The sequence below is a fragment of the Pseudomonas sp. BN415 genome, from assembly GCF_029871195.1.
GTDB lineage: Bacteria > Pseudomonadota > Gammaproteobacteria > Pseudomonadales > Pseudomonadaceae > Metapseudomonas > Metapseudomonas resinovorans.
On the sequence record NZ_SSOK01000014.1, the window covers coordinates 26997 to 41820 of the forward strand.

The following is a 14824-nucleotide window of genomic DNA, read 5'->3' on the forward strand; positions in this document are numbered from 1 at the left end:
GAAGGCCCAGCCACGACGGTGGAATCAGGGTAGACTTGCCGCCCTCCGAGAATCATCAAGAAGCCCGCCATGGCCCTCCAAGCGACCCCCTACAAAGTCGAACTCAACCTCACCGACCTCGATCGCAGCGTCTACGAGAACCTGCGTTTCACCGTTGCCAAGCACCCGTCGGAAACCGAGGAGCGACTGGCCGTCCGCCTGATCGCCTACATCCTCTGGTACCACGAGCAGTTGGCCTTCGGTCGTGGCCTGTCGGACGTAGACGAGCCCGCGCTGTGGGAAAAGAGCCTGGACGACCGTGTGTTGCACTGGGTCGAAGTGGGTCAGCCCGATGCCGAGCGCATGACCTGGTGCTCGCGCCGTACCGAGCGCTTCAGCCTGGTGGCCTACGGCAACCTGCGGGTCTGGCAGACCAAGGTGCTGGACGGTGTGCGCAGCCTGAAGAACATCAACGTCGTTGCCGTGCAACAGGAAGCGCTGGAAGAACTGGCCCGCGACCTGCCGCGTTCGATCAGCTGGAGCGTGATGATCAGCGACGGTTCCCTGTTCATCACCGACGAGCGCGGCCAGCACGAGATCCCGCTGGAGTGGTTGGTCGGGGAACGCTGATCGGAAATCCGGAGGATTTCCGGGGCAGGGCATCAGGCCCTCGCCCCAAGGCCCTTTCCCGTTAGGGAGAGGGAATGTCGAGTCAAAGATTGGACCTTTCATGCGTATCGAACACCGCGTCCTGCCCGATGTCCTGCCTGACCTGGGCGACCTGCCACCGCTGCTGACCCGCCTCTACGCCTCCCGGGGTGTGCAATCCGCGGCGGAGCTGGACAAGAGCCTGGCGCGGTTGATCCCCTACCAGCAGCTCAAAGGCATCGACGCCGCCGTGGCGCTGCTGGTGGAGGCCCTGGAGAAGCGACAGCGCATCCTCTACGTTGGCGACTTTGACGCCGATGGCGCCACCGCCAGTAGCGTCGGCGTGCTCGGCCTGCGCATGCTCGGTGCCTTCCATGTCGATTACCTGGTGCCCAACCGTTTCGAGTATGGCTACGGCCTGACACCGGAAATCGTCGCCGTCGCCCTGGAGCGCAATCCGGACCTGCTGGTGACCGTGGATAACGGTATCTCCAGCGTCGAAGGCGTGGCCGCAGCCAAGTCCGCGGGGCTGAAGGTACTGGTGACCGACCATCACCTGCCGGGCCCGGAGCTGCCGGTGGCCGACGCCATCGTCAACCCCAACCAGCCCGGTTGCGACTTCCCCAGCAAATCCCTGGCCGGTGTCGGCGTCATCTTCTACGTGCTGATGGCCCTGCGGGCACGCCTTCGCGAGCTGGACTGGTTCAATCGTGCCGGCCTCAAGGAACCCAACCTGGGCGACCTGCTGGACCTGGTGGCGCTGGGCAGCGTGGCCGACGTGGTCCCGCTGGATGCCAACAACCGCATCCTGGTGCATCAGGGCCTGGCGCGCATCCGCGCTGGCCGGGCGCGGGCAGGCCTCAAGGCGATTCTCGAAGTCGCCGGCCGGCCGGCTGGCCGCATCACGTCGACCGACCTCGGCTTTATTCTCGGCCCGCGCCTGAATGCCGCCGGCCGCCTGGACGACATGAGCCTGGGTATCGAGTGCCTGCTCTGCGAAGACGAAGCCCTTGCCCGTGACATGGCGGTGCAACTGGATCAGCTCAACCAGGACCGCAAGGCCATCGAGCAGGGCATGCAGCGCGAGGCCCTGGCCCAGCTGAAGAACCTGCCCATCGAAGACATGCCGTTCGGCCTTTGCGTGTTCGAGCCGGACTGGCACCAGGGCGTGATCGGCATCCTCGCCTCGCGGCTGAAGGAGCGCTATCACCGCCCGACCATCGCCTTCGCCGATGCCGGAGACGGCCTGCTGAAGGGCTCGGCGCGTTCGGTGCCGGGTTTCCACATCCGCGATGCGCTGGACGCCGTTGCTGCGCGCCATCCGGGCCTGATCAGCAAATTCGGGGGGCATGCCATGGCCGCCGGTCTGTCCCTGCCTGTGGAAAACTTTGGCGCCTTCGCTGCCGCCTTCGATGCCGAGACCCGTCGGCAGCTCAATGAAGACGACCTCACCGGCCGCCTGCTCTCAGACGGCCAACTGAGTATCGAGGAATTCCACCTGGAACTGGCCCGCGCCCTGCGCCTGGCCGGTCCCTGGGGCCAGCACTTCCCCGAGCCGTTGTTCCATGGCGTATTCCAGATCGTCCAACAGCGCCTGGTCGGCGAGCGCCACCTGAAGCTGGTGCTGAAAAGTGAATGCGGTTCGGTGCAGCTCGACGGCATCGCCTTCAACATCGACCGCGAGCAATGGCCCAACGCCAGCGTGCGCTGGGCCGAGGTGGCCTACAAGCTGGACGTCAACGAGTACCGTGGGCAGGAAAGCGTGCAACTGATGGTCGCTCACATCGCCCCGCGCTGACGCGAAGGGTTGTGGGGGCGCGTTCATTGGCTATGTCTGCGTTACGTGTTGCAAGCAGCTCCTACAAGGCTCTTGGCCCGTTGGTAAATCTCTCGCAACAGCTTGCGCAGACCCGCGAGGCATGCCTTCGGCCTGCTAAGCGATTGAGATCGTGCCCACTTGCTCATCCGTCACCCCACCCGCGCAAACCTCCGATCCGGGACTACGCTGTCCCAGTCCTGCGTCCCTGGAAAAAATTTCGTCCTGTTGTCGATCTGGTCGTTTCCCCATCGACCAATAAGCACAGTCAGCAGGCACGGGCCGCAGGCTGGAGTTCATGCCACCCAACAGGAGAACAACAATGCGCTTCATGGTGATTGTCAAAGCAACCAAGGAATCGGAAGCCGGCATCATGCCGAGCACGGAACTGCTCACGGCCATGGGCCAGTACAACGAGGAGCTGGTGAACGCCGGCATCCTGCTTGCCGGCGAGGGTCTGCACCCCAGCTCCAGGGGCGCGCGGGTGGTGTTCAAGGGCAAGGACCGCGCCGTGATCGACGGCCCCTTTGCGGAAACCAAGGAACTGATCGCCGGCTTCTGGCTGTTCAAGGTCAATTCCCTGGAAGAGTGCATCGAATGGGTCAAGCGTTGCCCCAACCCCATGCTGTCCGATTCCGAGATCGAAATCCGCCAGGTGTTCGAGGCCGAGGATTTTGGTGAGGAGTTCACCCCCGAACTGCGCGAACAGGAACAGCGCGTATTCGAGAAAGCTGGGCAGCAGTGACCGCCTTCCACCATGGACAGGAGACCCTCATGAAAATCGACCCCTACCTCACGTTCGATGGCCAGTGCGGCCCGGCCTTCCAGTTCTACGCCAAGGTGCTCAACGGCACTCTGGAAGCCTTCCTGAGCTTCGCCGAAAGCCCGGCCAGCGGCGACGTCCCGGAGAACTTCCGCGACAAGATCATGCATGCCCGACTGGCGGTGGGGGACCAGGTGATCATGGGCTCTGACTGCCCGCCCCAAGCGCCTTTCGAAGGCGTCCGCGGCATCAGCATCTCGATCAATGTCGACCGCATAGTCGAGGCTGAGCGGGTGTTCAACGCCCTGGCCGAGGGCGGCCAGATACAGATGCCCCTGGCGCAGACGTTTTGGGCCGCGCGCTTCGGCATGCTGGTGGACCGCTTCGGCGTGCCCTGGATGATCAACTGCGAGAAGGATCAGTAATCCGCATCAAGCCCATAACGCCGGAGCTACCCCGGCGTTATGGGCCTAAGCTTCTGGAGTCGAATCCGGGACGACTCCTATGCGCCTGACCCACTGGCTGCGTGACCGCGCCAGCCGCCTCCATTACCGCTGCGAATGGCTGCGCACCGACATCGCCGCCGGTCTGTCGGTGGCCGCGGTGCAGATTCCCACCGCCATTGCCTATGCGCAGATCATTGGTTTTCCCGCGCAGGTCGGCCTCTATGCCTGCATCCTGCCGATGCTGATCTACGCCCTGGTCGGTGGTTCGCGGCAGTTGATGGTCGGCCCCGACGCCGCCACCGCCGCGATGGTCGCCGCAGCCATCACACCGCTCGCCGCCGGCGATCCGCAGCGCCTGGTGCACCTGTCGATGATCGTCGCCGTGATGGTCGGCCTGCTGTCTATCGTTGCCGGATTCATTCGCGCCGGTTTCATCGCCAGCTTCCTTTCGCGCCCCATCCTGGTGGGCTACCTGAATGGCATCGGCCTCAGTCTGCTGGCCGGGCAGTTGGGCAAGCTGCTGGGGTATCAGAGTGAGACCAGCGGTTTCATTGCCGGGCTGCTGGCGATGATCCGCAACCTCGCCAGTACCCACTTGCCGACCCTGGCGCTGGGAGCCGCCACCCTGCTGCTGATGATTGTCCTGCCCAGGCGTTGGCCGCGGCTGCCCGTCTCCCTGGTCGCCCTCGTGCTGGCGTCGGTGGCGGCCGCCTGGCTGCAGCTGGACCGGCACGGCGTGGCGCTGCTGGGCGCCGTCCCGGCGGGCCTGCCTGAGCTGAGCTGGCCGAAGACCAACTACCACGAGCTGCTCGGCCTGCTGCGCGACGCCACCGGTATCACCATCGTCAGCTTCTGCAGTGCCATGCTCACCGCCCGCAGCTTCGCCGCCCGTCATGGCTACGCCATCGATGCCAACCGCGAATTCATCGCCCTGGGGCTGGCCAACGTCGGCGCCGGGGTGTCGCAGTCCTTCGTCATCAGCGGTGCGGATTCGCGCACGGCGGTGAACGACTTGGTGGGCGGCAAGACGCAGATGGTCAGCGTGGTGGTGGCCCTGGTGATAGTCGCGGTACTGGTGTTCCTCCACGGCCCGCTGGCTTGGGTGCCGATCGCAGCCCTGGGCGCGGTGCTGATGCTAGCCGGCTGGGGGCTGATCGATTTCCGCGCGCTGAAGGCCTTCTGGCGCCTCAGCCGCTTCGAGTGCGGCCTCTGCTTGCTGACCACCGTGGGCGTGCTGGGTGTCGGTGTGCTGCCCGGCATCTTCGTTGCGGTTGTCCTGGCCCTGTTGCGCCTGTTGTACCTCACCTATCGCCCCAGCGACGCGGAGCTTGGCTGGGTGGAGGGCGTGGACGGCCAGGTGGAACTTGGGCGTTATCCACAGGCCACCACCTTGCCGGGGCTGATCATCTACCGATTCGACGCGCCGCTGCTGTTCTTCAATGCCGATTACTTCAAGCAGCGCCTGCTGGCTGTGGTGGAGCGTGCGGAAGACCCGCGCGCGGTGCTGCTCAACGCCGAGACCATGATCAACCTGGACGTGACCGGCCTGGCCACCTTGCGTGAGGTGCAGGAAACCCTCGCGGCCCGGGGCGTTTTTCTCGGCTTTGCCCGTCTCTTCGGTCCGGCACACGACCTGCTGCTACGCTCCGGGCAGTTTGGTGAGCTGAAACCGCCGCTGGTGTTCAGCTCGGTACGTGCCGGGATCAATGCCTACCGCATCTGGCTGACAAAGCAGGCCTTGCAGGAAAAGCAGCCTGTCGCGTAAACCACAGGATCAACCCATTGGAAACCAAGGAATGACCATGGACCCTTTCATGCAAGCCGCCATCGAAGAAGCCCGCCAGGGCCTGGCTGAGGGCGGGATTCCCATCGGCTCGGTGATCGTCCACAAGGGCCGCATCATCGGTCGGGGCCATAACCGCCGTATCCAGGAAGGCAGTGCGATCAAGCACGGCGAGATGGACGCCTTCGAGAACGCCGGTCGCCAGCCCGCCAGCGTCTACCGCGAGGCGGTGCTCTACACCACGCTGTCGCCGTGTGCCATGTGCAGCGGCGCCATCCTGCTCTATGGGATTCCCAAGGTGATCATCGGCGAGAACCGCACTTTCATGGGCGAGGAGGAACTGCTGCGCTCCCGTGGCGTGGAGCTGGAGGTCCTGCAGGATGCCGAGTGCGTGAAGCTCATGGAGGATTTCATCGAAGCCCGGCCGGAGTTGTGGAACGAGGATATCGGCGAGCCGGTGGCCTGATCCCAAGCCGACGCCACCTCCGTATCACCCCCTGGCGCCCGCCAGGGGGAACCCCTTGCCAGAGGCCTTCTCGCAAGGGGGCTACCAATCGTCGAGTAGCGACTATGCTGGTATTCAACCGATCCAGCAGCGGATCGCAGACGTCGCTTTAGGCCCGACACGATAGGGGCGTCGAGGCTGGAAGCCGGCAGAAATGACGATCATTGAACAGAAATGACTTGGATCAGACTCCAGTGCGGCTTGAGGATCTCGCGCCGTACGTCCGTTGGATCGCTGCCAAGCAGTAGGAATGTCCGACTGGTTTTGCCTGATTGATACAGCAGAAGGAGAGTTCAATGCTGCCAAGTTCCGTTTCGGAAAGGATCCTGTCTCGCGGTCTGATGGACGTGCTCATTCGAGCAGGCCTGGTCGCGATCCTCGCCATTTCCTGCTACCAGGTTTTCCATCCTTTCCTCAATCTGATGCTCTGGGCATTGATTCTGGGCGTCACGTTCTACCCACTGCATCAGAGCCTGAAGACCAAGCTGGGCATGCGTGATGGCCACGTGGCCACGCTGATCGTCGTGGTTTCCCTGATCCTGCTGATGGTGCCGATCTACTTGCTGGCGTCTTCCATGGCCGAGTCGGTGCAGGGGGCCATTGCACTTTTCAAAGACGGTGAGCTGAACATTCCATCGCCCAACGCGTCGGTTGCCAGCTGGCCACTGATCGGCCAGCCACTGTTCGATTTCTGGCAGCAGGCGTCGGTCGACCTGACCAGTCTGATGAAGAAGCTGCTGCCCCACCTGCGCGGCTTCGGCATGAGCATGTTCGGCAAGCTGGCCGGCGTAGGGGCGGGCTTTTTGCTGTTCATCGCCGCATTGATCGTGGCGGGCATCTTCATGGCCTTTGGCGAGAACGGCCACCGCAGTGCCCTACAGATCGCTTCACGCATCTCCGGGCCGGACCGTGGCCCGCAGATCGCCGAGCTTTGCACGGCGACCATTCGCGCCGTGGCCCAGGGCGTGGTCGGCATTGCCTTCATCCAGATGCTGCTGGTGGGCATCGGCTTCGTGCTGATGGGGATCCCGGGCGCTGGCCTCCTGGCACTCGGCGTGCTGCTGCTGGGCATCATGCAACTGCCCGCATTGCTGATCACCATCCCGGTGATCATCTTCGTGTTCGCCACCCAAGGGGCGACCGCCGGAACCATCATTTTCGCCATTTACACCTTCGTTGCCGGGATGTCGGACAACGTCCTGAAACCCTTGTTGCTGGGGCGTGGCGTCGACGTGCCGATGCCCGTGGTGCTGATCGGCGCCCTGGGTGGCATGGTCACCGGCGGCATCATCGGGCTCTTCATCGGCCCGGTCATGCTGGCGGTCGGCTACATGCTGTTCTGGCACTGGGTGGAGGACCAACCCACGGCGCTGGACGCGGACGCGGAAGAGGAGGGGCGAGCGACCTGAGCCGGACCCGGTGCCATGGTCCACTCCGCCGCCTTCCGGCTGGTCCTGTTCGGTGTGCTTGGCCTCAGTGGCTGTGTGCGGCTGGGGCCGGATTTCCAGTCGCCCCGCGAGCCCTGGGTGGAGCACTGGAGCAGCCCCGCGCTGGAGCAGATGAGCCTCGACCGACCGGAGCCCGACTTCCGGCAGTGGTGGCGGGTGTTCGAGGACCCGACCCTGGATGCCCTGATCGCCGAGGCGGACGTGTACAACTCCAGCCTCGAAATTGCCGGCCTGCGGGTGATGGAGGCTCGTGCGCAACTGGGTATCGCAGTGAGTGGTCGCTACCCGCAGTTCCAGCAGGCCAGCGCCGATAGCCTCTACCTGGACCGTGACCAGTCCGGCGGCCGTAATCCCCAGGACAGTCATTCCTGGCAGTATGGTGCCGCGTTCGACATTGCCTGGGAGCTGGACTTCTGGGGCCGATTCAGTCGCGCCATCGAATCCGCGGACGCGGCCTACTTCGCCGCCCGGGCCAACTACGAAGACGCCCTGGTGTTGTTGCGTGCCCAGGTGGCGGATACCTACTTCGTCCTCCGAACTTTCGAGGCCCGCCTACGCATCGCTCGGGAAAACGCGGAACGGCAGAAGCGCAGCTTTGAGATCACCGAGCGGCTGTTCCGCAGTGGCGACAGTTCCGAACTGGACTTCCAGCAGGCGAAAACCCAGTACCTGGGCACCCTGGCGACCGTTCCCGATCTGGAGGGCCAGGTCGCCAGGACGCGCAACGCGCTCGCCGTGCTGATCGGTCGGCCACCGGGTCCCTTGCCTGAGCTGGCCGAACGGGTCGGGCTCATTCCGCTTCCCGATGCGGCGGTGCTGCAGGACGTCCCCGCCAATCTGCTGCTGCGTCGGCCGGATGTGCGCTCAGCCGAACTGGCGGTCGCCGCCCAGTCGGCGCTGATCGGTTTCTCCGAGGCCGATCTGTATCCGTCGGTGGCATTGTTGGGCAGCATCGCCTGGAGTGCCTCGAGCCTCGATGGCGCCTCCGACACTCTGGACCTGGTCGGCGGTCCCAGCCTGACCTGGAACCTGTTCGACCACGGCCGGATCAAGAACGACGTGCGCGTGCAGGACGCTCGCTTGCAGCAGTTGATCGAGGCCTACCGTGACCGGGTTCGCCAAGCCGCGCGCGAGGCCGACGACGCCGCCACCGGGCTGGCCAAGGCGCTGGAAAGCGAGCGCATCCGCCGCGAGAGCGCGCTGTCTGCCCTGCGTTCGCTGGACCTGGCCAACGCCCAGTACATCGAAGGCTTCGCCGACTTCCAGCGAGTGCTGGATGCCCAGCGCGAGCTGTTCCAGCAGCAGGAAAGCTACCTGCTCAGCCGCAGCGATGCGGTTAGCAACCTGATCGGCCTGTACAAGGCCCTCGGGGGTGGTTGGTACCGGGACGGTCCCATGATCGACGACACCACCCGCGAGCAGATGCAACGGCGTACCGACTGGGATGATCTGCTGGACGAGCCGCCGGCTACGGCCGAGCCAGACGCTGATACCGAGCAAGGTGAACGAGAATGAGCGAGCAACCGCAGGCTCCGGCCGAGGAAACGGCAAAGCCCGAACCAGCCGGAGCGCCCGATGCGGCCGCGAAGGGGACGAAATGGGTGGCGCTGGTGATCGTCCTGACACTGGCCTGGTACCTCCTGGCGGATCGTTTCACCCCCTATACCCAGCAGGCACGGGTGCAGGCCTTCGTGGTGCCGGTAGCTGCCGAAGTCGCCGGCCGGGTCACCAAGGTACATGTGCGCAACAACCAGGACGTCGACGCTGGCGCGGTGCTCTTCGAAGTGGACCCGGAGCAGTACCAGATCGCTGCCGACCGCGCCCGGGCCGATCTCGAAACCGTTCGCCGACAGATCGGTGCGAGCACCGCCGCCATCGACTCGGCACTGGCGTCGCTGCGAGCCGCCCAGGCTAATGAACTGAAGGCGCGGCAAGACAACGATCGCCTGGAGCGGCTGTATCGGGACGATCCGGGCACCATTTCCGTGCGTCGCCTGGAAGGGGCACGGGCGACCCTCGAACAGGCCATCAGCCAGGTGGCCGCGGCACGCGCCGAAGTGCAGCGGGCGCGCGAGCAACAGGGCGGCAGCGATGAGGAGAACGCGCAGTTGCGCAGTGCCGCCACTGCGTTGGAAAAAGCCGAGCTCGATCTGGCCAATACCCGGGTGAAGGCCCGTTCCGCCGGCCTGATCACCGACCTGCGCACCGATGTCGGCCAGTACGTCGGCGCTGGCAGCCCGGTCATGACCCAGATCGCCATCCACGACCTGTGGCTGAGCGCCGAGATGACCGAGAACAACCTGGGCCATGTCGAGGTCGGCACGCCTGTGGCCATTGTGCTCGACGCCCTGCCGGGACGGCTGTTCGAAGGAAAGGTACGCAGCATCGGGTATGGCGTCAGTGTCGGGCAGGCCCCGGCCCCAGGCACCCTGCCGACGGTGGATAACAGCCGCGACTGGTTGCGCCCGGCGCAGCGCTTCCCGGTGATCGTGGAATTCGCCCCCGGTGAGCTGGATCAGCTGCGTGGCCTGCGCGTCGGTGGCCAGGCGGAGGTCATGGCGTTTCCGAGCGAGGGCAATCCGCTCAATCCCCTGGGCCGGTTGTTCATCTACCTGATGAGCTGGCTGTCCTATGCCTACTGAGGGCGATCCACGCGGTCGACGGGCGCTGCGCATGGCCAGCGGTGTCGCGCTGTGCCTGGCGATCAGCTTCGGCTTTGCCTTGCCGATACCTTTCCTGCCGCCGATCTTCGTCCTTTTGCTGCTGATCACCAACAACCGCCCGCTGCCCCTCAAGGCGGCCCCGGCCCTGGCCCTGCTCATCATGCTGACCACCGGCAGCGGCCTGCTGATCATCCCGCTGCTGCGTCATGCACCGCCCAGTGGCGTCCTGCTGGTGGGGCTGTGCCTGTTCCTTTGCTTCCGCTACGGCCTGCGCGGAGGCAATCCCCTGGTGACACAGTTCCTGGTGGTCGGCCTGACCATGATATCCGCGGCTGGCACCTTCGATTTCGGCTTGGCGGTCATGGTTATCGAGGCTCTGGCCAAGGGCATCGTGCTCGCCGTGCTGGTCGCGGCGGTCAGCCACTGGCTGTTCCCGGAGCCGGTCAATGCCTCGGCCTCGCCGAGCCGCCCGGTGCTGGGAGACAGCGAATCTGCCTGGATTGCGCTACGTGCTGCACTGGTAGTGCTGCCAGCTTTCCTCCTGGCGCTGATCGACCCTTCCAGCTACATGCCGCTGATCATGAAGGCGGTCAGCCTGGGCCAGCAGGTCTGCGGCGCCTCCGCTCGCAATGCCGGCCGCGAGCTGTTGGGCTCGACCCTGCTCGGTGGCCTGCTCGCGATGTTGTTCTGGGCGGCCCTGAGCCTGTTCCCGCACCTGTGGATGTTCTTTCTCTGGATGCTCCTGTTCGGGCTGCTGCTGGCGCGCCGCCTCTACGCGCTGGTGGCGACCCGACAGACACCGGGATTCTGGGTGAACACCCTGGTGACCCTGATCATCCTGCTGGGGCAGTCAGTGCAGGACAGCGAGGCTGGCAAGGATGTCTACACCGCCTTCGCGGTACGTATGGGGCTGTTCATCGCCGTCACCCTGTACGCCTGTGTGGCGGTCTACCTGATCGACCGCCGGCGTTTTCAGCGGCAAGGCCGTGCCGCCCTTTGAGAGGTCTGTTCGATGCTGATCAATCTGCTGGTTGGAATTCCCGTGATGGTGCTCTGCCTGTTCATGCAGTCAGTGTTCGTGGCCTTCAGTCTGAAACCGTACATCCGCTATGTGCGAGGCGGAAGGGTTCACCTATCGGCCTGGCGCATCACGTTGCTGCTGTCGGCAGTGATGCTGGTGATGCTGCTGGGCAACTTCATCCAGATGGCGGTGTGGGGGGCGCTGTTCCTGATGCTGGGGGAATTCGACAGCTTCGCCACGGCGCTTTATCACTCGGGGGTGAACTTCGCCACGCTGGGCTACGGCGACATCGTCATGACCGAGCAGTGGCGGCTGCTGGGCCCGCTGGAAGCCGCCAACGGCATCCTGATGTTCGGGGTTTCCACGGCGGTCATGACCGCAACCGTTTCGGATGTCATCAAGCACCAGTTCGAAGACGGCCGGTCCCGCTAGAGCGAAGCTAGACTGAAACTGTTCGTCCCCATGCACCTGCGGGAGGTGCAGCATGGCGATTCGCGAAGGTTTCATCGGCAGCGTCGGCAACACGCCCCTTCTGCGTCTGGACAGCCTCTGCGCCGCGACCGGCTGCGACATCCTGGGCAAGGCCGAATTCCTCAACCCCGGCGGCTCGGTCAAGGATCGCGCGGCCCGCTTCATCATCGACGACGCCGAACGCCAGGGCTTGCTGTACCCCGGCGGTACCGTGGTGGAAGGCACCGCTGGCAACACCGGCATAGGCTTGGCGCATATCTGCGCGGCACGGGGCTACCGCTGCATCATCGTGATTCCCGACAACCAGTCCCCGGAAAAGCTCGACCTGTTGCGTACCCTGGGGGCTGAAGTGCGCCCGGTACCGCCCAAGCCCTACAAGGACCCGGATAACTACCAGAAGATCGCCGGCCGCCTGGCTGCCGAACTGCCGGGTGCCATCTGGGCCAACCAGTTCGACAACACCGCCAATCGCCAGGCCCACTTCGAGACTACCGGTCCCGAAATCTGGGCCGACACCGAGGGCCGGCTGGATGCCTTCGTCTGCGCCACGGGTACCGGCGGCACCCTGGCTGGCGTCGCGCGCTACCTCAAGGCGCGTGATCCGCAGGTCCGCATCGTGCTCGCCGATCCGATGGGCAGTGCGCTCTACAACTGGGTGAAACGCGGCGAGCTGGTGGCCGAGGGCAGCTCCATCACCGAAGGCATTGGCACCACGCGCATCACGGCCAACCTCGAAGGCACCCCCATAGACGACGCCGTGCAAGTGGACGATCCCGCCTGCGTGGCCATGGTTTACCACCTGTTGCGGGAGGAGGGCTTGTTCGTCGGCGGCTCATCCGGCATCAACCTGGCCGCCGCCGTGCAAGTCGCTCGCCAGCTCGGGCCGGGGCACCGGATCATCACCCTGCTGTGCGACCGGGGTGGGTTGTATGCGGGGCGTTTGTTCAATCCGGCGTGGCTGGCGGAGAAGGGGTTGGCGGCGGCGGCCGGAGTCGAAGGGTAGGGGGACCCCATGCGCAGCACACCCAGCGGGGAAATTCCGGCAAGAGTCGTGAACGAAGCCCAACGATGAGGCGTTGGGCGTCATATTTCTGCCCGACCCGCAGGGCGCTCCGGAGACCTTCGGCTTACCAGCCGAGCTGCTTGTTGAAGCCGAGGGCGTCGTAGTAGTCGCCCTGGTAGGCGATCTTGCCGTCCTTCACGCGGATGAAACTCACGCCTTCGAACTTCAGCGGCTTGTGGGTGGCCGGGGTTTCGGCACTCCAGGCGCCGCTGTTGGTGCCGGCGAACTCCCATTGGAAGGCAATGCCGTCGGCACTGACGATGGGCTCGCTGGTCATCTTCCAGGTGAGGTTCGGCACGGCGGTGATGAACACCTTGATCACGTTGTCGCGGGCAGCGGCGCGGCCTTGTTGCGGGGTACCGACGGTGGCGTCGAAGAACTCCGCGTCTTCGGCCAGGAAGCTGGCGGCCTTGTCGACATCGTGGGCATTCCAGGCGGCCATGTAACCGTCGACTATCGCCTTGGCATCGTCGGCCGCGTGGGCCATGCAGGCCAGGGTGGAAAGCAGGATGAAGCCGAAACTACGCAAGGTGTTACGCATTGCTGGATCTCCTGGTGGCTTGTGCGGGTACTGCCTGTGGAACGGCTTTGCTCGGCTTTTTGTGGGGGCGATTTCAATCGCGAAGGGCGGCGTAGCTGCCCCGAGGTTTCCAGGGCAGACCTGCGGCCTGCTCAGCGACTGAAGTCGCCCGCACAAGATCTCCGCTCCCACAAGGAACCGGCCGAGGCCGGCTCGTTAGTGCTTGAACATCACGTGGCGAATGGCGGTGTAATCCTCCAACCCATACATGGACATGTCCTTGCCGTAACCGGAGTGCTTGACGCCGCCGTGGGGCATTTCGCTGACCAGCATGAAATGAGTGTTGACCCAGGTGCAGCCGTACTGCAGGCGCGCGGACAGGCGGTGGGCGCGGCCGACGTCGGACGTCCAGAGGGAAGAGGCCAGGCCGTAGTCGGAATCGTTGGCCCATTCCAGCACCTGCTCCTCGCTGTCGAAGGCGGTGACCGAAACCACCGGGCCGAACACTTCACGGCGGACGATTTCGTCGTCCTGGCGAGCGCCGGCGAGCACGGTGGGCTGGAAGAAGAAGCCCGGTCCGTCGACGCGGGAGCCGCCGGTGACCACCTGGATGTGTGGCAGGGCGGCGGCGCGCTGGACGAAGCCTTCGACGCGTTCCAGGTGCTGCTCGGTGATCAGCGGGCCGAGCTCGGTGGCCGGGTCGTCCTGCAGGCCGGTCTGGATGCTGCCCACGGCTTCGCCCAGTTTGGCCACGAAGCGCTCGTAGATGCCCTTCTGTGCGTAGATGCGGCAGGCGGCGGTGCAGTCCTGGCCGGCGTTGTAGAACCCGAAGGTGCGGATGCCTTCCACGGCGGCGTCGATGTCGGCGTCGTCGAAGATGATCACCGGCGCCTTGCCGCCCAACTCCATGTGCATGCGTTTCACGCTGTCGGCGGTGCCGGCGATGATCCGGCTGCCGGTGGCGACCGAGCCGGTCAGGGACACCATGCGCACTTTCGGATGGGTCACCAGCGGCTCACCGACACTCGGGCCACGGCCGAAGACCAGGTTCACCACGCCAGCGGGGAAGATCTGGGCGATGAATTCGGCGAGCTTCAGTGCGGTCAGCGGGGTCTGCTCGGAGGGCTTGAGCACCACGGTGTTGCCGGCGGCCAGGGCCGGGCCGAGCTTCCAGGCGGCCATCATCAGCGGGTAGTTCCACGGCGCGATGGAGGCGACCACGCCGATCGGATCGCGGCGGATCATCGAGGTGTGGCCGGGCAGGTATTCGCCTGCCGCGGAGCCGCTCATGCAGCGGCTGGCGCCGGCGAAGAAGCGGAACACATCGGCGATGGCCGGCAGTTCGTCGTTCAGGGCGGCGGCGTAGGGCTTGCCGCAGTTCTGTGATTCCAGGCGAGCGAGTTCCTCGGCGTGGGCGTCGATGGTGTCGGCCAGCTTCAGCAGCAGGGTGGCGCGGTCCTTCGGCGGGGTCTGCGACCAGGCCGGGAAAGCGGCGTCGGCGGCCCGCACGGCGGCGTCGACCTGGGCCGGGCTGGCCTCGGCGATTTCCACCAGGGCGCTGCCCAGGGACGGGTTGAGCACGGCGAGGCTGGGGCCTTCGCCGGCGACGAGCTGGCCATTGATCAGGAGCTTGGTTTGCATGGGGTGAGTCCTCGTTCGGTCTAGCCCCTCTCCCCCTGGGAGAGGGGTTGGGGTGAG

The 14824-nt window shown here is 65.1% G+C and carries 14 protein-coding genes; 12 read left to right on the top strand and 2 right to left on the bottom strand.

Annotated features, from left to right (window positions below; translation table 11 throughout):
* The first annotated feature begins 69 nt into the window (after positions 1-69).
* The 12 genes from E8F20_RS04505 to E8F20_RS04560 all read left to right on the top strand — a co-directional run bounded on the left by E8F20_RS04505 (position 70) and on the right by E8F20_RS04560 (position 12546).
* Positions 70-609, top strand: a complete 540-nt coding sequence (locus E8F20_RS04505; protein WP_280282630.1) for a YaeQ family protein — start codon at positions 70-72, stop codon at positions 607-609.
* Between the two features lie 100 nt (positions 610-709).
* Positions 710-2425 (top strand): single-stranded-DNA-specific exonuclease RecJ, encoded by a 1716-nt coding sequence (recJ, locus tag E8F20_RS04510; protein WP_280282631.1) that lies wholly within the window; start codon positions 710-712, stop codon positions 2423-2425.
* Between the two features lie 340 nt (positions 2426-2765).
* Positions 2766-3188: a YciI family protein gene (locus tag E8F20_RS04515; RefSeq protein ID WP_280282632.1), complete on the top strand. Its 423-nt coding sequence runs from the start codon at positions 2766-2768 to the stop codon at positions 3186-3188.
* Between the two features lie 29 nt (positions 3189-3217).
* Complete coding sequence (locus E8F20_RS04520; RefSeq protein ID WP_280282633.1) at positions 3218-3631, top strand: VOC family protein; 414 nt, start codon at positions 3218-3220, stop codon at positions 3629-3631.
* 79 nt (positions 3632-3710) lie between these two features.
* Complete coding sequence (locus E8F20_RS04525; RefSeq protein WP_280282634.1) at positions 3711-5417, top strand: SulP family inorganic anion transporter; 1707 nt, start codon at positions 3711-3713, stop codon at positions 5415-5417.
* A 37-nt stretch (positions 5418-5454) separates the two neighbouring features.
* Positions 5455-5901 carry a nucleoside deaminase gene (locus E8F20_RS04530; protein WP_280282635.1) on the top strand — a complete coding sequence of 149 codons (447 nt, stop codon included), beginning with the start codon at positions 5455-5457 and terminating at the stop codon, positions 5899-5901.
* A 335-nt stretch (positions 5902-6236) separates the two neighbouring features.
* Entirely contained in the window at positions 6237-7349 is a 1113-nt protein-coding gene (locus E8F20_RS04535; protein ID WP_280282636.1) for an AI-2E family transporter, read from the top strand.
* Positions 7350-7364: 15 nt separating this feature from the next.
* Positions 7365-8903, top strand: coding sequence for a TolC family protein (locus tag E8F20_RS04540; protein ID WP_280282637.1), 1539 nt, complete (start codon positions 7365-7367; stop codon positions 8901-8903).
* Entirely contained in the window at positions 8900-10030 is a 1131-nt protein-coding gene (locus E8F20_RS04545; RefSeq protein ID WP_280282638.1) for an HlyD family secretion protein, read from the top strand. The genes E8F20_RS04540 and E8F20_RS04545 overlap by 4 nt, the downstream gene beginning before the upstream one ends.
* Positions 10020-11051, top strand: coding sequence for a DUF2955 domain-containing protein (locus E8F20_RS04550; RefSeq protein ID WP_280282639.1), 1032 nt, complete (start codon positions 10020-10022; stop codon positions 11049-11051). Before E8F20_RS04545 ends, E8F20_RS04550 begins: the two co-directional genes overlap by 11 nt.
* Before the next feature lie 12 nt (positions 11052-11063).
* Positions 11064-11504, top strand: coding sequence for a potassium channel family protein (locus tag E8F20_RS04555; protein ID WP_280282640.1), 441 nt, complete (start codon positions 11064-11066; stop codon positions 11502-11504).
* A gap of 52 nt (positions 11505-11556) precedes the next feature.
* A complete protein-coding gene (locus E8F20_RS04560; protein WP_280282641.1) occupies positions 11557-12546 on the top strand; it encodes a cysteine synthase A in 990 nt (329 codons plus the stop codon).
* A 124-nt stretch (positions 12547-12670) separates the two neighbouring features.
* Here the strand turns inward: E8F20_RS04560 and E8F20_RS04565 are convergent, their stop codons facing one another.
* A complete protein-coding gene (locus E8F20_RS04565; RefSeq protein WP_280282642.1) occupies positions 12671-13147 on the bottom strand; it encodes an ester cyclase in 477 nt (158 codons plus the stop codon).
* A 195-nt stretch (positions 13148-13342) separates the two neighbouring features.
* Entirely contained in the window at positions 13343-14767 is a 1425-nt protein-coding gene (locus tag E8F20_RS04570; RefSeq protein ID WP_280282643.1) for a gamma-aminobutyraldehyde dehydrogenase, read from the bottom strand.
* Between the last annotated feature and the right edge of the window lie 57 nt (positions 14768-14824).